A 17,420-nucleotide genomic window follows, 5' to 3' on the forward strand; every position below is an offset into this window, starting at 1 on the left:
TGCACCCTGGGCTGTCATCGGGGGCATTTGCGCAATCGAAGGGACGAATGGCGGCCAGGCCGGGACCAATGCCGCTTTTGCGATTGCAAGCGCGGCGTGCTCGCACTAGCGTCGGGGGATGGCTGCACGCCTGCTGCTGCTGTGTGCCCTGGTGCTGGTCTGGTGGACCCTGAACGGGTTGGTCTGGACCGGGCAGGTCATGGGCATGGCCGAGTCCACCGGCCAGACCCTGCCGCTGGGACCGGTGTTGCGGATGGAGCTGGCCAGTGCCTGGCTGTGGGCACCGCTGACGCTCGGACTGTTCTGGTGGGTGCGGCGCTGGCCGATCGAGCCGGGCCGGATCCTGCGGGCATTGGCGCTGCAGTGGCTGGCGGTGGCGCTGGTGATCGTGCTGCGTGCGCTGGCGGTACTGGCTTTCAACGATGCGATCGGCTGGTACCCGGAGTTGCCGCCGTTCACCGACATCCTGGGCAAGAGCGTGCTCAACAACCTGCTGATGAGCTGGCTGATCATCGGCGTCGCCCATGCCTGGTTCTATGCCGGTCGTGCACGGCGCCGTGAGCGCGAGGCGGCCGGGCTGGAGTCGCAGCTGGCACAGGCGCGGCTGCAGGCATTGACGGCGCAGATCCACCCGCATTTCCTGTTCAATGCGCTCAACTCGATCGCCGAAACCGTGCATCGCGATCCGGAGGCGGCCGATCGCATGCTGGTCGACCTCGGCGCGATGCTGAGGTACAGCCTCGACGGTTCGCGCCGCAAGCAGGTTCCGTTGCGCGAGGAACTGGTCGCACTGGACCACTACCTCGGCATCGAGAAGGCCCGGCTCGGCGAACGCCTGCAGGTGGAATGGACGATCGACTCGGACCTGCTGGACGCGGATGTGCCGCCGTTGCTGCTGCAGCCACTGGTCGAGAATGCAGTCCGGCACGCGATTGCCGCCCGCACCACGCCCGGGACGATCGAGATCCGGGTTGCGCGCGGGGACGATGGACAGCTGGTGATGGAAGTGCTCGACGATGGCGCCGGCGCGTCGTCCCGGCATGATGTCGGGACCGGCACCAGGACCGGAATCGGACTCGGCAATACCCGTGCGCGGCTGCAGTGCCTGTATGGCGGCGAGCATGGGTTCGAGGTCGGCCCGCGCGACAACGGCGGTACGAGGGTGTGGCTGAGCATGCCGTGCCGCATGTCGGGGGCGGTTGCATGAACCGGTTGCGCGCGTTGCTGGCCGACGATGAGGTGATGTCGCGCACGCGGCTGCGCCGGTTGCTTGGAAACCAGCAGGATGTCGAGATCGTCGATGAATCCGTCGACGGCGAAGCCGCGTTGGCGTCGATCCGGCGGTTGCAACCGGACGTGGTGTTCCTGGACATACGGATGCCGGGGTTGAGCGGCTTCGGTGTGCTCGACACCCTGTCGCCGTCGCAGCGGCCGTACGTGGTATTCGTGACTGCCCATGCCGACCATGCCCTGCGCGCGTTCGACATTGGTGCGGTGGATTACCTGCTCAAGCCCTATTCGATCGAGCGGCTGCAGGCGTCGCTGACGAGGGTGCGAGCCAGGCGCGATGCCGTCGGGATGCCCGTGCCGGAAATCGCCGAAGGCTACGCCCGGCGGCTGGCGGTACCGCTCGGTCCACGCCTGCAACTGGTCGATGTGGCGGCGATCGACTGCATCCTTGCCTGCGCCAACTATGTCGAACTGTGCGTGGGCGAACGGCGCCATCTGCTGCGGGAAACCATGGCCTCGCTGGAGCGGCGCCTGGATCCCCGTCACTTCGTTCGCGTGCATCGCTCGCGGATCGTTCGCATCGATGCAGTGCGCGACGTCGAGCCCCTCGGTGACGGACGCTGCCTGCTGCGGCTCTGCAACGGCATGCGTGTCCCCGGAAGCAATGGCTATCGGACACGCGTGCAGTCCGCGCTGGGGCTATAGGACGCTGGAACGCCGGGTGGCGCGCTCCGGATCGGGGCCGTCGTCAGTCCTTGTCCGCCTTCGGCGCCGAGAACGGAATCGTTTCCGGCGCTGCCGCGCCACCGGAGATGATGAAGCTCATCGCCTGGTCCACGCTCCAGTCGGTCGGAGTGATCCGGTCCACCGGCACGATTTCAAGATAGCCCGAGGTCGGGTTGGGCGTGGTTGGCACATACACCGCCGCCAGCTCACGGCCGGTGCCCTGTTCCTTCAGTACCCGGGTCACGAAGCCGATCGCCTTCATTTCGGTGTGGGGGAAATCCACCAGCACCACCCGTTGGGTGGTGCCAGGTTTGGTCTGCAGGATGTCGAGCAGCTTGCGCGCGCTGCCATAGACCGTATTGGCGAACGGGATGCGCTCGATCATCGACTCTACCCAGCGCAGCATGCGCTGGCCGAACACCCGTCGCGTCATTACCCCCGACAGCAGGATCACGGCAATGGTGGCGAGCAGGGCGATGCCGGTCTGCACCCAGGACGCGTCCAGCCAACCCAGCACCTGCGGTGCGCTTGCCGCCGCTTGATGCAGGACAGGGGCGATGAACGGGCGGCTGGTGTCCGAGAGCAGGACGAAGATGAACTTGATGACCACCCATGTCAGCCACAGCGGCAGCAGGGTGAGCAGCCCGGTGATGAAGTACCGTCGCAGGTTCTGGAGGTGCAGGTGATGGAGGCGCATCTGCGGATTGTAGGGGCAAGAGCCGTTCGCATGCTTGCCGATCGGGGGTCGATGTTTCCGGACCCGCGCTGCCTGGCCAACACGCCCGGATCAATGTTCCCGGATCAGCCGGAATCCGACGTCGTCGTAGCCGCGCGAAGCCTGCAGCAGGCGTTCGTCGTTGCTGTTGCGCCACGAGCGGCCGGCAGTCTGACGTTGGTTGCAGTCGCTGCCGCAGTCGCGCTGCCACAACGACAGCTCGCGACCGATGATGACCGCGGCGGTGGCTTTCGACTCGGTGCTGGTCGGGACGCGGTACTTGTGTCCGGTCTGTTTGCCGAGCCACAGCGCATAGGCTTCGGCATCGGCCATCGAGACGCAGACCACCGGTGAGTTGGCCTCCTGCTCGAAACCGGGGTTGCGGTAATCGCGCGGGGCCAGGGCTCGCAGCAGCGAGGCGCGTTCGCGACAGAGCGTGGGCTTGCGGTCGGTGGCCTCGGCGAAGCGGGAGTAGTCGGCCACGCTGACCGGGCGGCGCTCCAGCAGTGTGTCACCCGGGCGGTCTCCGGCAACCACGGCCGAGGCCGGCGCGGAGGTTGACGCCGCCGTCCGGGCGTGTCCGGCCAGGCGGGTCGATTCGGCACTGGAAATGCCGAAATCGGGAGCGAGAGCGGCGATCCTCTGTGCCGAGGTGCGGTCGCTGCGCGCGATCGAGGCGTCGATCTGCGCTGTCAGCGCCGCGAGCACCTGGCGGATCCTCTCCTTCTCCAGTTCGGGGTCCACGAGGCCGGTTTCATCGGACAGCGTCGCCAGATGTTGCTGGTACTCGCGCGCACGATCGAAGCGGGCCGCGCGCAGGCTGGCCAGCAGTTCGCCGGACAATGCCTGCGACAGCTCGCCGACAAGGGCGTGGACATTGGCATTGTCAGTGTCGATGCGGGCGGCGTCGAGCACGCTGGCCAGGGCATTGTCGCCCGCCGGTGCGGTCAGGTTGCGGCGGTCGATCTGCTGGCGCGCGTTGTCGAGCGCAACCTGCAAGGGTGCTTCCGGCAACGGCCGCAGCATCGATAGGGTCGGGTCGATGGTGGCGGCGGCTTCGGTCGGGCCCGGCTCGTTGGCGAACAAGCCACCACCGTCCCTGCCGGCCATCCACCATGCCAGCAAGCCTAGGAACGCGGTGGCGATGGCGAGGCTGACAAGGAGGCCCGCGCGGCGGGCCAGTGGTGAGATCGCCTGCCGCAATGCGCTCTGTCCGGGCCAGCTGCGGCGTTCCTGGATGCGTTCGATGGCGGTGCGCATCTGCGCCACGTTCTGGAAGCGTGCCGAGGGCGCCTTGGCCAGCGCACGGTTCATGAAACGCTGCCAATGGCGCAGGCCCAGCGGGAGTTTCGGTACCGGGTTCTGGGCGTGCATGACCGCCATCGACAGCGCGTCCGCGGCACGATAGGGCAGTTCGCCGGTCAGCATCTCCCACACCAGCACCGCCAGGCTGTAGAGGTCGGCACGGCCGTCCACGTCCTCGCCGCGCGCCTGTTCCGGGGCCATGTAGGCGGTGCTGCCGACGGCCAGGCCGGTGGCGGTCACGCGCGGCCCGTAGCCGCGTCGCAGGGCGATGCCGAAGTCGACCAGCAGTGGCCGGTCGGCGTCGTCGAACATCACGTTCTCGGCCTTGACGTCGCGATGCACGACGCCGTTGCCATGCGCGTATTCGAGCGCCGACAACAAGGCGTTGACGGTCTCGATCACCCGGCTCTCGTCACCGGCGGCGACCTGCTTGCGGAAGCTGCGCTGACCCACGTGGCCGCGTGGCAGGTAGGGCATCGAGTAGTAGGGCAACCCGCTGCGGGTGCGGCCGACTTCATGGATGCTCACCACATGCGGATGTTCGAGCCGGGCAATGGTGCGGACCTCGTTCTCGAACCGGCGTCGGCCGACCTCGTCGCCGAGCGCCTGCGGCAACATCACCTTGATCGCCACTTCGCGCGAAAGCGCGGGCTGCTCGCCCAGATATACGGTCGAGGTGGAGCCCTGGTTGAGCACACGCAGCAGCCGGTACCCCTCGATCTCCGGGAATGGCACCGAACCGATATCGTTGCTGGAAACGTAGGACACCAAGCCCGCCCCCTGTTGCGGACCATGAAGAATACCGTCATCGGGATCGCGACGACGCCCATGGGAACGGTGGCAGTTCAGCTACCGGAAGGGAACCCGCTAGACTGGGACAGCTGTCATGTTTGAGACAGGAAAAGGAGTTCCAATGCGAATCTTGCTGAAGTTGCTGGCCGGCATTCTGGTCCTGGCAGTGATTGCCGGGGTGGGGCTGTACTGGGTGTCGCGTACCCAGGGCATGACTCCGGAACGGGAAGCCGTGGTCGAGTTGATGACGAGCCCGGATGATCTGCCCGGTCGCAACGCTTTCGCAACGTTCTGGCTGCTGGGCCATGACGTGGCGGAGGATCAGGTCGAGGCAGTGGTGGCCGAGGACGTGGCGCGCTTCATGGGGTCGCCGTGGCCGGCGACAGAGGGCGATGCCCCGTTTGTGAGCGTGGCGGTCGAGCGCTTCGGTGCTGCTTCCGCGCCGAGCGAAGCGGAATCGATGCTGTGCGCCCTGCGTGAGCCCGGCTGCCTGCAGAAGGTCCGCCGTGCCCCAGGGGAATACGAACGGTTGCTGGCATCGATGGCGGTGCCGTTGCGACAGATGGAGGCGTTGGCCGATGCCGGTCATTACCGCAACGGGTTTCCACCACGGGTCGACGCACCATTCCCGCCACGGCTGAATGACGCGCTCCGCGCACCGATGACCGCTCATGCACTGGCCTTCATTCAGGGCGACATCGAAGGCGGACTGGCAGGTACCTGCCGCAGCGTGGCGATGTGGCGCCGGCTGGTGCCGGCTTCCGACTCCCTGGTGATCGCCATGGCAGCGATTGCCGCCGCCGACGGCCATTCGCGCCTGTTTGCCGAGATGCTGGCGGAACTGCCCGATCGTGCCGCAGTTCCGCGCGAATGCGATGCCGCGTACGCCCCGCCGGAACCGGGCGAGGCGTCGGTATGCATGGCGATGAAGGGCGAGTTCGCAGTGATGCGAGCCGCGATGCAGGATCCGGCAATGACAGGAAGCGAAGGTGTGGCGTGGTACCTGCGATGGGCGTACGACGCCGACGCTACCGTGGCACGAAGCGCCGAGCATCTTTCCACGGGATGCAGCGAGCCGGGTCAGCGGGCGATCCTAGCGGATCGTCCGCTGCGTGGACAACGCCGGAATGGCTTCGAGATCGAGTGCATTGCCAATTTCGCGGGCTGCCTGCTCACTTCCGGTGTCGTCTATGACAGCTACCTTCAACGCGCCCAGGACCACGGCGCGCGGCTCAGGCTGATGGCGACCCTGCTGTGGCTGCATCGCAACGCCCGCGACCCTCGTCCGCTGGCGACACGGCTGGCGTCGCGCCCGGCGGGCACGCGCAGCCCGACGCGCGGACTTGAGGTGGTCGATGACGGGCGTTGGTTGCAGGTGGCGATGTACGACGACAGTCGCGGCGACCACTGGAAGGTGCCGTTGCCGCGTTCGGTGACCGATCGTTAAGGTGGCGTCAGCCGCGCTTGCGGGGTTTGAGTCGTACGTAGAGCTGCTTGCGCACCCGTGCGACCACGTCGCCGTCTTCGTCGATCACATCGGTTTCGAACCAGCGCAGCACCTTGTCGCCACCGGCGGCGGCGTCGCGCAGCTGTTCCAGCGTGGCATCATCGAGGTCGAAGCGGGCGCGAACCCGGCTGCGGCCGGGTTTGACGAATTCGATCTCGCCGGCCTTGTCCCAGACGATGTAGTCGCGGCCGAGCGCATGCATCGCCAGCAGCATCCAGAACGGGTCGGTCATCGCGAACAGGCTGCCGCCGAAGTGGCTGCGGACATAGTTGCGGTTCCACAGCCGCAGGCGCAGCTCGACCTCGGCATGGCGGTAATCCTCGCCGATCGACTTGACGTGGATGCCGGTGAACAGGAACGGCGGCCAGAAATTGAGGCCGTGGCGCAGGACGGAAGCCTTCATGCCGTGCACGCAGAAACGAGGGTGTGTCAGCTTGCCATACGCATGCGTACTGTAAAAGTCGGCCCTCAGAACAGTACCGACGACATCCTGCGCCGGTAGGCGCTGACCAGAGCTGCATCTTCGACCACCCGGAAGGCGTCGATCAGGGCCTTGCGTGGCAGGCCGCCGTCGAAGTCGCGATCGTGGCGCAGCATTTCCAGGAACTGTTCCAGTGCGGCTTCGTTGTCGCCATCGACCAGTCGGCGGGCACCGAGCAGGTGGCGGGCACGCAGGTCGGCCGGGTCGTTGGCGATGGCGGTCTCCAGCGCCGCCGGCGGCGGTGCGTCCTTGAGCAGGGCGGCGAAGTCGAGGCGGGCGCGGGCACGCAGGGTGCGATCATCGGTGGCGAGGTTGGCGGGCAGGGCGTCGAGCAGTCCCACCGCCTCGTCGGTGGCGCCGGTCTTGAGCAGGGCCAGTGCCAGGTCGAGCTTGAGCTCGTCGTTGTCCGGCGTCGCCGATATCTCGTCGCGCAGGCGTGCGACCTCAGCGTGCGGGTCCGGTGGAGGTACCTCGGACGTGGCCTCGGACTCGCGCTCGATGCCTTCGATGGCGGGGGCCGCCGCAGCGGGCTCGATATCGTGGTGCTTGAGGAACTCGCGCAACTGGCCCTCGGTCAGCGCACCGGGGACGGCGTCGACCACCTGGCCGCCCTTGAGCAGAAACAGGGTCGGGATCGAGCGCACCTGGAACGCACCGGCCAGTTGCGGCTCCTTGTCCACGTCGACCTTCGCCAGTTCGAACGCGCCGTTGTAATCCTTCGCCAGCTTCTCCAGCACCGGCCCAAGCGTCTTGCACGGCCCGCACCACTCGGCCCAGAAGTCGACCAGCACCGGTGTCTGCAGCGACTTCTGCAGGACATCGGTTTCGAAGCGGTCGGTGGTGACGTCGAAGACGTGGGATGGGGCGGTGGTATCGGTGGTCATCGGTTGGGTCGCTGGCGGGAGTGTTCGTCTGAGCAGATGGGGGCGGAGCCTGGCAAGGCAAGTCAGCGCGTACCATGTGCCGATGAAGACACGTCTCGCCCTCATGGCGTCCTGGAGCGCGATCCCGGCCGCGTTGCTGCTGCTGGGCGCCGCGCTGGTGGCCGCTGCCGCGCTGGACGGATACTCCCACGCCCGGCACCCGCTTGCCCTGCTCGGCGCGGATGGAGTCCGGGGCGCAGGCGGCTTCAATCTGCTCGGTTGGGGCCTTCCGGGCCTGCTGTTGGCGCTGCAGGCAGTGCTGTTGCGCGAATGCCTGTCTGGCGGACGGGCATTCGCGGCACGCATGGGGGCGTGGATGCTCATGCTGTCAGCGATGGCTTTTGCTGCGCAGGGTGTCTGGCCGCTTGATCCGGGAGATCTGGACGGAGCCGGAAGCCGATACCACGCGGCGGCATGGACGCTGTGGTGGATCGCCTACGTGACAGGGGGCTGCCTGCTGGCTGTCGGCAGCCCGCCGGGAAGCGGGCGTGCCCGGGCGATGCTGGTGCTGTCGGCCGGAGCCGTGCTGGCCCTGGTGCTGGCAGCGCGAGCGGGAATGTCGCCGGCCCTCGCCGGGCGTCTGGCCATCGTCGCCTGGCTGGCGGGCTACCTGGCCTGCGGTGCCCTGATGCGGCGGGCACGATCCGCCGGCCCGGTTCCAGGCGCGTAGCGCCGGAAACGCCTTGCAACCGCCGCAGACTGGGTTATCCGGGGCGGGCGCATGTTCCGATTTGCGGAACCCTGTCCGCGGAATCCTGATCGCGCCTGGCTTCGTCCGTGCTACCTGGCCGGTTCCTGCGGTCGGCGGTAGATCGCGCCGTCCTTCATCACGAAGTCCACATCCATCACCACGTTGATGTCCTCGAGCGGGTTGCCCGGCATGGCGATGACATCGGCGCGCTTGCCCGGCGCCAGCACGCCCTGGTCATCCACGCCGAGCACTTCGGCAGCCCGGATCGTGGCCGCCTGCAGGGCGACCGCCGCCGGGATGCCGGCTTCGACCATGTAGATGAACTCGCGCGCGTTGTCGCCATGCGGACCGACACCGGCGTCGGTGCCGAAAGCGATCTTCACCCCGCCCTTGTAGGCCCGGGTCGCGGTTTCCTCGATCAGCGCGCCGATCCGCGCCGCTTTCGGCCGCACCACCTCCGGGAAGTAGCCATCGACCTTGGCCTTGTCGGCGACGAAACGACCGGCGTGGATGGTCGGTACGTACCAGGTGCCGCGCTCCTTCATCAGCTTCATTACCCGGTCGCTCATGTAGGTGCCATGTTCGATGCTGGTCACGCCGGCCTCGACCGCACGGTACATGCCCTCCTCGCCGTGCGCATGGGCGGCGACGCGGTAACCGTAGTCCTTGGCGGTATCGACCACGGCGCGGACCTCGTCGACGGTGAACTGCGGCGCGTCCCCGGAGCGCGCGTACGAGAGTACGCCGCCGGTGGCGGTGATCTTGATCACGTCGCTGCCATCCTTGTAGCGCTGGCGCACGGCCTGGCGGGCGTCGTCGACGGAGTTGATCACGCCCTCGGTCGGGCCGGGTGGTCCGGACAGGTGCGAGAGCATGTCGTTCCAGCCGTTGGTCGGGTCGGCGTGGCCGCCAGTGGTGGCGATCGACTTGCCGGCCGCCCAGATTCGCGGGCCTTCGACCAAGCCCTGGTTGATCGCGTCGCGCAGGTGCGGCGCCACCTCGCCGCCAAGATCGCGGACGCTGGTGAAGCCGGCCATCAGAGTTTTCCTGGCGTAGCCGACCGAGCGGTAGGCGTAGTCGACCGGGTCGAGGCGGAATCCTTCGGAATAACTCTGCGGGCTGGACTGGCTGGCCAGGTGCACATGCAGGTCGGTCCAGCCCGGGCTGCAGGTGTGGCCGCGCAGATCCACCGCGGGCACGCCGAGGATGTCGGCATTGCCGCCGCTGATCATCTGCTCGATCCGGCCATCGCGCACCAGCAGCGTATGCGGTCCCCGCACCTTGCCGCTGCGGGCGTCGAACAGCTTGCCGCAGTGCAGTGCGGTTGCCGTATCCGATGCGGGCGAGGTATGGGCGGATGCGATGGATGCAGGAAGGGCGAGAACGGCGAGAGTGGCGGAGGCCGCAACAGCGAATCGGGTCATGGCAGGATCCGGGTGGGACGTAAGGACGATTGCACCGAAGTGTCGAGCCGATATTCGCACACTCCATTCAGGCATCGCGCGGAACTGTGATCGCCTGCTTACCCATCCCGAAAGGAAACTCCATACAGTGTGCGGACCCACCGCCAGGGACTGGTGTTGCAGTGTGACGGTCGGGTGTTCTCTGGATCGGTCCCGGAAGGGGCTCCATCAACCGTCAAACGCTTGCAAGGGGGCGGGCCATGTACGGTGTCATCTTCGATTTCCTTCGCAGCTACGTGATCGAACGTCATGGTGGCCGCGATACCTGGGAAACACTGCTCAACGAGGCGGGCATCGGCTACAAGGTGTACTTCCCGGTGGCGCAGTATCCGGACGAGGAAATCGTCACCCTCGCCACCACGGCCGCACGCATGCTCAAGACGCCGTTGCCGGCGGTGCTGGAGGATTTCGGGCATTACGCCGGGCCGCAGCTGATCACCTATTACGACATGTTCGTGCGCCCAGAATGGCGCACCTTCGAGGTGCTCGAGAACGCCAGCGCCAGGATCCACGACGCGATCCACCGCTACAACCCCAAGCGGCTGCCGCCGAAGCTGGTCGCCGAACGCCCGGAGCCGAACCGCCTGAACCTTACCTATGAGTCCGAGCGCAAGCTTTGCATGGTCGCCAAGGGCATCATTCGCGGGCTCAAGGACCACTTCGGCGAGACGGTCTCCATCAAGGAAACCCAGTGCATGCACTCCGGGGCCGACTGCTGTCGCTTCGAGCTGGTGCGTACCTAGGCCCCGCCGCCCGCCGCCGCAAGAGCCGGAGAGGCTGTTCGCAATTCCCGGCACCGACCCGAACGGCTGCAGGCCCGACGGGCCGGGTTATCGACCCCGGAGCCTGCTCATTGGCAGGGTTTGTGCGCTGCGGTAGGCTTGCCGGTCTCCCTCTGCCTGCCGCCACCGTGTCCGCCGAAGCCGCCCAAACCGACCAGAACGCCTCCTACGATCCGCAAGCCGTGGAGGCGTCCGCCCGGCGCTACTGGACGGACAGCCGTGCGTTCGAGGTCGACGAGACTTCCGACAAGCCCAAGTACTACTGCCTGTCGATGCTGCCGTATCCGTCCGGTGCGCTGCACATGGGCCACGTGCGCAACTACACCATCAGCGACGTGATCAGCCGCTACAAGCGGATGACCGGCCACAACGTGCTGCAGCCGATGGGCTGGGACGCGTTCGGCCTGCCGGCCGAGAACGCCGCGATCAAGAACAGGACCGCGCCGGCGAAATGGACCTACGCCAACATCGAGCACATGAAGGCGCAGCTGCAGCAGATGGGCTACGCGATCGACTGGACGCGCGAGTTCGCTACCTGCCAGCCGGACTATTACATGCACGAGCAGCGCATGTTCGTGCGGCTGATGAAGAAGGGCCTGGCCTACCGCAGGAACGCGGTGGTCAACTGGGATCCGGTCGACCGGACCGTGCTGGCCAACGAGCAGGTCATCGACGGCCGCGGCTGGCGCACCGGTGCGCTGGTCGAGAAGCGCGAGATCCCGCAGTGGTTCCTGAAGATCACCGACTACGCGCAGGAACTGCTCGACGGCCTCGACACGCTCGCGGGCTGGCCGGAGGCGGTCAAGACCATGCAGCGCAACTGGATCGGTCGCAGCGAAGGCCTGGAGATCCGCTTCGACGTGGTCGACGAGGACGGCAACGCGGTCGGCCCTGTCGATGTCTACACCACGCGCCCCGATACCCTGATGGGCGTGACCTTCGTGTCGATCGCGGCCGAACATCCGCTGGCAACGCACGCGGCAGCGAACAACAAGGCACTGGCCGGTTTCATCGCCGAGCTGCGCCAGGGCGGCGTGTCCGAGGCCGAGCTGGAGACGCAGGAAAAACGCGGCATGTACACCGGCCTGCGCGCGCTGCATCCGGTCACCGGCGAGGAGGTGCCGCTCTACGTCGCCAACTTCGTGTTGATGGGCTACGGCACCGGCGCGGTGATGGCGGTGCCGGGCCACGACCAGCGCGACTGGGAGTTCGCCAAGCGCTACCAGCTGCCGATCAGGCCGGTGATCGTGAACGATGCCGTGCGTGACGCACTGACAGAGATCGGGCAACACCTCGAGAAGCACGACGACGCGATGGCCGCCGCGCTCGGCAACGGTGCCGCAGTCGACGTCTACGACATCGGTGCCGCCGTGCAAGTGGTGCAGGACTTCGTCCGCGCGATCGACGAGGAGGGCGCCTACACCGAACGCGGCTGGCTGGTGAACTCCGGCGAGTTCGACGGCATGGACTTCCAGCAGGCGCTGGACGCGCTGGCGGCACGCTTCGAGGCCGAGAGCCGCGGCCGTCGCCGGGTCAACTTCCGCCTGCGCGATTGGGGCGTCAGCCGTCAGCGCTACTGGGGCTGCCCGATCCCGGTGATCATCTGCCCGTCCTGCGGCGACGTGCCGGTGCCGGAGGAGCAGTTGCCGGTGCTGTTGCCGGAGGACGTGGAGTTCAGCGGTGTCGCCTCGCCGATCAAGTCCGACCCGGAATGGCGCAGGACCACCTGCCCGCAGTGCGGCGGCGCGGCCGAGCGCGAGACCGACACCTTCGACACCTTCATGGAGTCGAGCTGGTACATGCACCGCTACACCAGCCCGGGTGCGGCGGACATGGTCGATGAGCGGGCCAATTACTGGATGCCGATCGACCAGTACATCGGTGGTGTCGAGCACGCGATCCTGCACCTGCTGTATTTCCGCTTCTACCACCGGCTGATGCGCGACCAGGGCCTTGTCGACAGCGACGAGCCGGTGCACAACCTGCTGACCCAGGGCATGGTCATCGCCGAGACGTTCTACCGCGACAACCCCGACGGCTCGAAGGACTGGATCAACCCTGCCGACGTGGAGATCGTCCGCGACGACAAGGGCCGTATCGCCGGTGCGACCTTGAAGGCGGACGGACAGCCGGTGGTGATCGGCGGCACCGAGAAGATGTCGAAGTCGAAGAACAACGGCGTCGATCCACGCGACATGGTCGGCAAGCATGGCGCCGATACCGTGCGCCTGTTCTCGATGTTCGCCGCGCCGCCGGAGCAATCGCTGGAGTGGAACGAGGCCGGTGTCGAGGGCATGGCGCGCTTCCTGCGTCGGTTCTGGAATGCGGTCTCCACCCACGCCGCGCAGCCCGACCATCCCGAGGTTGACGCTTCGCAACTCGACGCCGCACAGAAGACCCTGCGCCGCCAGCTTCACGAGACGATCCAGAAAGTTGGCGACGACTATGGCCGCCGCCACAGTTTCAATACCGCGATCGCCGCGTTGATGGAACTTCTCAACCACGTGGCGAAGTTCAACGACATGAGCGACCAGGGTCGCGCCGTCCGCCACGAAGCGCTTCAGGCAATGGTGCTGATGCTCAACCCGGTCACCCCGCACGTCAGCCACGCGCTGTGGCAGGTGCTCGGCCATTCGCAGGAGCTGCTGGAAGACGTGCCGTTCCCGGTGGTTGACCCGGCCGCACTGGTCCGCGATGCGGTCACCCTGGCGGTGCAGGTCAACGGCAAGCTGCGCGGTACGATCGAGGTCCCGGTCGATGTGTCGAAGGAGGATGCCGAACGGATTGCGCTGGCCGAGCCGCACGTCGCCCAGCACGTCGACGGCCTGACCATCCGCAAGGTGATCGTGGTGCCGGGGAAGATCGTCAACATCGTTGTCGGATAACCGGCGACCGGGTGCGGAGCGGGTTTCGGGCATCGGACATGGCCGAAGCCATCGACATCCACTATTGCGATGAACACCTGCTGGTGGCCGGGAAGCCGGCCGGCCTGCTGTCCGTTCCCGGTCGTCTGCCGGAAAACAGGGACTGCGTGATATCGCGCCTGCAGGTTTCATATCCGGATGTGCTGACCGTGCATCGGCTCGACCAGGTCACCAGCGGGCTGATGGTTTTCGCGCGCGGCAAGATGCTGCAGTCGGCCTTGAGTTCAATGTTCGAGCGTCGCCAGATCGACAAGCGCTACGAAGCGCTGGTCGAAGGACTGGTCGAAGGCGAAGCGGGCGAGGTCGAGTTGCCGCTGATCTGCGACTGGCCGAACCGGCCGCGGCAGAAGGTGGGCTTCGAAGCCGGCAAGCATGCGTTGACCCGTTGGCGAGTGCTGCAGCACGACACCGGATCCGGCCGGACCCGCCTGGAGCTGGAGCCGGTTACCGGCCGTAGCCACCAGTTGCGTGTTCATCTGGCCAGCATCGGCCATCCCATCGTTGGCGACAGCTTCTACGGTGCGGCCGAAGCGCCGCGGGTCTGCCTGCACGCAAGCCGGCTGTCGTTCATGCATCCGGTTGAAGGCGTGCGGCTGGAATTCGCCTCCGCCGCTCCGTTCTGAAACGCCCGGCGCCGGAGACCGCCATAGACCAAAGTCCCAATGAAGCCCGCACGGCCCGGGCCTAGGCTGGGACATTCCCCGTCGAGGCGAGGCCCATGCGTTACGAGGACTTCTACCAACGTTCCATCGACGACCCGGAAGGCTTCTGGGCCGAGCAGGCGAAAGCGATCCATTGGCAGACGCCACCCCAACGCATCCTCGACTATTCGGACCCGCCTTTCCGCAAGTGGTTCGCTGGCGGCACCACCAATCTTTGTTACAACGCGGTCGACCGCCATCTTGAAGAACGCGGCGATCAGCTTGCGCTGGTGGCGATCTCCACCGAAACCAATGTCACCCGCGAAGTCAGCTATCGCGAGCTTCATCGCGAGGTGAACACCTTTGCCGCGATACTGAAGTCGCTTGGCATCGGTCGCGGCGATCGGGTCGTGATCTACATGCCGAACATGGCCGAGGCGGTGTTCGCGATGTTGGCCTGTGCGCGCATCGGTGCGGTGCATTCGGTGGTGTTCGGCGGTTTTGCCTCGCACAATCTCGCGCTGCGCATCGACGACGCCAGACCGAAGCTGTTGATCTGTGCCGATGCCGGCATGCGCGGCGGCAAGGTAATCCCGTACAAGCCGCTGGTCGATGCCGCCTGCGAGGAGGCGAAGCACGCGCCGCCCCACCTGCTGATCGTCGGTCGCGGGCTCGACCCGGACGCTGCGCGCGTGTCGGGTCGCGACGTCGAGTACGCCGACTTGCGTGCACGGCATGAAGGCGCCGAGGTCGAGGTCGAATGGCTGGAATCGAACGAGCCCAGCTACCTGCTCTACACCTCCGGCACCACCGGCAAGCCCAAGGGCGTGCAGCGCGACGTCGGCGGCTACGCGGTCGCGATGGCGTTGTCGATGTGGTCGATCTACGACGTGCGCGCGGGGCAGGTGATGTTCTCGACATCCGACGTCGGCTGGGCGGTCGGGCATTCCTACAACGTCTACGGGCCGCTGATTGCCGGCGCGACCTCGATCCTCTACGAAGGCCTGCCGACGAATCCGGATCCCGGCATCTGGTGGGCGATCTGCGAGAAATACGGCGTGCGCACGATGTTCTCCTCGCCGACCGGGATCCGCGTGTTGAAGAAGCAGGACACGTCGTGGCTGAAGAAGCACGACCTGTCGAAGCTGCAGTGGCTGTTCCTGGCCGGCGAACCGCTCGACGAGCCGACCGCGCACTGGATCACCGACGGCATCGGCAAGACCATCATCGACAACTACTGGCAGACCGAGACCGGGTGGCCGGTACTGGCGCTGATGCCGGGGCTGGACATGAAGCCGGTCAGGTTCGGTTCGCCTGGCCTGCCCGCGCCGGGCTACAGGCTGCGTGTGATCGATGACGTGAGCGGTGCCGAGGTCGGGCCAGGCGAGAAGGGCGTGCTGGTGATCGAACCACCACTGCCACCGGGCTGCCTGACCACGGTGTGGGGCGACGACGCCCGCTTCATGCAGAGCTACTTCAGCCACTTCAACGAACTGCTGTACAGCTCGCTGGACTGGGCGATCCGCGACGAGGAGGGCTACACCTTCATCCTCGGTCGTACCGACGACGTCATCAATGTTGCCGGCCACCGCCTGGGCACGCGCGAGATCGAGGAGTCGTGCTCGACCCTTCCCGGCGTAGCCGAGGCGGCGGTGATCGGTGTACAGGATGAGTTGAAAGGGCAGGTGCCGGTCGTCTTCGCCACCCTCAAGCAGGCCGATGCCGACGCGTCGGTCGAGGCCGAGGCGATGCGGACGCGGGTGGTCGAGCAACTCGGGGCGGTTGCGCGGCCGGCCCGGGTCTACGTGGTCAACGCGCTGCCCAAGACCCGCTCTGGCAAGCTGCTGCGGCGCTCGCTGCAGGCCCTGGCCGAGCAGCGCGACCCCGGCGACCTGTCCACCCTCGACGATCCTGGGGCGCTGGAGGAGGTGCGACGCGCACTGGCGCGGGGAGCGGACGCGGGGAGCTGAGCGGAGCTTCCGGGCTCCCTCTCCCCTCGGGGCGATGAGACGAGTTTGAGAGCCGATGGCTGGCGCACCAAAGTGCGCCCGGAGGCTACGCCCGAGAACCGGGGGGCGGAGCTGGGTCCGGGAGATGGCAAGTGTTGAGGGTTGCCGCGGCAATCCCGCCCCTCGGCTAGAATGGCCTGCTTTAAAATGGCGTGTTCAAAAGGAGATGCCATGACCACCGCGAACTCCCGCGGCGCCCGCTTCCGCGCTGCTCTCTCCGAGGAATCCCCGCTGCAGGTGATGGGTGCCATCACCGCCTACGCCGGTCTGATGGCCAAGCGCACCGGCTACAAGGCGCTGTACCTGTCCGGCGGCGGCGTTGCCGCCAATTCGCTTGGCGTGCCCGACCTCGGCATCAGCACGATGGAGGATGTGCTGACCGATGCCCGCCGCATCGTCGACGCCACCGACATGCCGCTGCTGGTCGACATCGATACCGGCTGGGGCGGCGCGTTCAACATCGCCCGAACGATCCGCTCGTTCATCAACATAGGCGTCGCCGCCGTGCACATGGAGGACCAGGTCGGCCAGAAGCGCTGCGGCCACCGTCCCGGCAAGGAAGTGGTGTCGAAGGACGAGATGGTCGATCGGGTCAAGACGGCGGTCGACGCACGCACCGATGATGGGTTCGTGATCATGGCGCGCACCGACGCCGCGGCGGTCGAGGGCATCGACAGCGCGATCGAGCGCGCAGTGGCCTATGTCGAGGCCGGCGCCGACATGATCTTTCCCGAAGCGATGAATTCGCTCGACGACTACCGCAGGTTCAAGGCGGCGGTGAAGGTGCCGATCCTCGCCAACCTGACCGAGTTTGGTTCGACTCCGTTCTTCACCACCGACGAACTGCGCGAAGCAGGCGTCGACATCGCGCTCTATTGCTGCGGCGCGTATCGGGCGATGAACAAGGCGGCGCTGAATTTCTACGAGACAGTACGCCGCGAGGGGACCCAGAAGAACATCGTCGACACCCTGCAAACGCGCGCCGAGTTGTACGACTTTCTCGGCTACCACGCCTACGAGGACAAGCTGGACGCGCTGTTTGCCAGCGAGGGGAAGTAGCCGGGTGGCGGTCGGCCGACGGAGCGAACAGATTCCCGACCTGCGGGCCCCCTGCGCGATCTCCGCCGGCGCGTCCATCCGCCCCATTGGCTGCGGCAGGGACTTCCTGGATCTCCGCAGCCGGCGCCCCATTGCCCCGGGTCGCAACCAGGCCTGTGCGCTGTCATTGATG

The 17,420-nt window shown here is 66.7% G+C and carries 14 protein-coding genes; 9 read left to right on the forward strand and 5 right to left on the reverse strand.

The annotated features are described in order from the left end of the window. Positions 1 to 118: 118 nt before the first annotated feature. Positions 119 to 1,207: a sensor histidine kinase gene (locus FKV23_RS04870; RefSeq protein ID WP_141622838.1), complete on the forward strand. Its 1,089-nt coding sequence runs from the start codon at positions 119 to 121 to the stop codon at positions 1,205 to 1,207. After that, the gene (locus FKV23_RS04875; protein ID WP_141622839.1) at positions 1,204 to 1,935 is read left to right on the forward strand and encodes a LytR/AlgR family response regulator transcription factor; all 732 of its coding nucleotides are present in this window, start codon (positions 1,204 to 1,206) and stop codon (positions 1,933 to 1,935) included. The genes FKV23_RS04870 and FKV23_RS04875 overlap by 4 nt, the downstream gene beginning before the upstream one ends. Positions 1,936 to 1,978: 43 nt before the next feature. Here FKV23_RS04875 and FKV23_RS04880 read toward each other — a convergent pair whose 3' ends face one another. Both FKV23_RS04880 and FKV23_RS04885 read right to left on the reverse strand, forming a co-directional pair. After that, positions 1,979 to 2,653 carry a DUF502 domain-containing protein gene (locus tag FKV23_RS04880; protein WP_141622840.1) on the reverse strand — a complete coding sequence of 225 codons (675 nt, stop codon included), beginning with the start codon at positions 2,651 to 2,653 and terminating at the stop codon, positions 1,979 to 1,981. A gap of 90 nt (positions 2,654 to 2,743) precedes the next feature. Next, positions 2,744 to 4,744, reverse strand: coding sequence for a bifunctional serine/threonine-protein kinase/formylglycine-generating enzyme family protein (locus tag FKV23_RS04885; protein ID WP_141622841.1), 2,001 nt, complete (start codon positions 4,742 to 4,744; stop codon positions 2,744 to 2,746). Between the two features lie 145 nt (positions 4,745 to 4,889). Here FKV23_RS04885 and FKV23_RS04890 point away from each other — a divergent pair, with 145 nt between their 5' ends. After that, the gene (locus FKV23_RS04890; RefSeq protein ID WP_141622842.1) at positions 4,890 to 6,215 is read left to right on the forward strand and encodes a hypothetical protein; all 1,326 of its coding nucleotides are present in this window, start codon (positions 4,890 to 4,892) and stop codon (positions 6,213 to 6,215) included. A gap of 7 nt (positions 6,216 to 6,222) precedes the next feature. On the opposite strand, the gene FKV23_RS04895 is transcribed toward FKV23_RS04890, so the two are convergent. Both FKV23_RS04895 and trxA read right to left on the reverse strand, forming a co-directional pair. Continuing rightward, positions 6,223 to 6,678, reverse strand: coding sequence for a DUF4442 domain-containing protein (locus tag FKV23_RS04895; protein ID WP_141622843.1), 456 nt, complete (start codon positions 6,676 to 6,678; stop codon positions 6,223 to 6,225). A gap of 65 nt (positions 6,679 to 6,743) precedes the next feature. After that, on the reverse strand, positions 6,744 to 7,640 hold the full coding sequence (gene trxA, locus FKV23_RS04900) for a thioredoxin (protein WP_141622844.1): 897 nt from the start codon (positions 7,638 to 7,640) through the stop codon (positions 6,744 to 6,746). An 82-nt stretch (positions 7,641 to 7,722) separates the two neighbouring features. Here trxA and FKV23_RS04905 point away from each other — a divergent pair, with 82 nt between their 5' ends. Further along, entirely contained in the window at positions 7,723 to 8,349 is a 627-nt protein-coding gene (locus FKV23_RS04905) for a DUF998 domain-containing protein (RefSeq protein ID WP_141622845.1), read from the forward strand. Positions 8,350 to 8,459: 110 nt separating this feature from the next. On the opposite strand, the gene FKV23_RS04910 is transcribed toward FKV23_RS04905, so the two are convergent. Then, a complete protein-coding gene (locus FKV23_RS04910; RefSeq protein WP_141622846.1) occupies positions 8,460 to 9,794 on the reverse strand; it encodes a metal-dependent hydrolase family protein in 1,335 nt (444 codons plus the stop codon). Positions 9,795 to 10,033: 239 nt separating this feature from the next. Between FKV23_RS04910 and FKV23_RS04915 the strand changes: the two genes are divergently transcribed. The 5 genes from FKV23_RS04915 to prpB all read left to right on the forward strand — a co-directional run bounded on the left by FKV23_RS04915 (position 10,034) and on the right by prpB (position 17,248). Beyond that, complete coding sequence (locus FKV23_RS04915) at positions 10,034 to 10,576, forward strand: heme NO-binding domain-containing protein (protein WP_141622847.1); 543 nt, start codon at positions 10,034 to 10,036, stop codon at positions 10,574 to 10,576. Between the two features lie 167 nt (positions 10,577 to 10,743). Continuing rightward, on the forward strand, positions 10,744 to 13,500 hold the full coding sequence (leuS, locus tag FKV23_RS04920) for a leucine--tRNA ligase (protein ID WP_141622848.1): 2,757 nt from the start codon (positions 10,744 to 10,746) through the stop codon (positions 13,498 to 13,500). A gap of 38 nt (positions 13,501 to 13,538) precedes the next feature. After that, positions 13,539 to 14,162, forward strand: coding sequence for a pseudouridine synthase (locus FKV23_RS04925; protein ID WP_141622849.1), 624 nt, complete (start codon positions 13,539 to 13,541; stop codon positions 14,160 to 14,162). 95 nt (positions 14,163 to 14,257) lie between these two features. After that, a complete protein-coding gene (gene prpE, locus FKV23_RS04930) occupies positions 14,258 to 16,150 on the forward strand; it encodes a propionate--CoA ligase (RefSeq protein WP_141622850.1) in 1,893 nt (630 codons plus the stop codon). 210 nt (positions 16,151 to 16,360) lie between these two features. Beyond that, the gene (prpB, locus tag FKV23_RS04935) at positions 16,361 to 17,248 is read left to right on the forward strand and encodes a methylisocitrate lyase (RefSeq protein ID WP_141622851.1); all 888 of its coding nucleotides are present in this window, start codon (positions 16,361 to 16,363) and stop codon (positions 17,246 to 17,248) included. Positions 17,249 to 17,420 lie beyond the last annotated feature (172 nt).

This window comes from Lysobacter alkalisoli (genome assembly GCF_006547045.1).
GTDB lineage: Bacteria > Pseudomonadota > Gammaproteobacteria > Xanthomonadales > Xanthomonadaceae > Marilutibacter > Marilutibacter alkalisoli.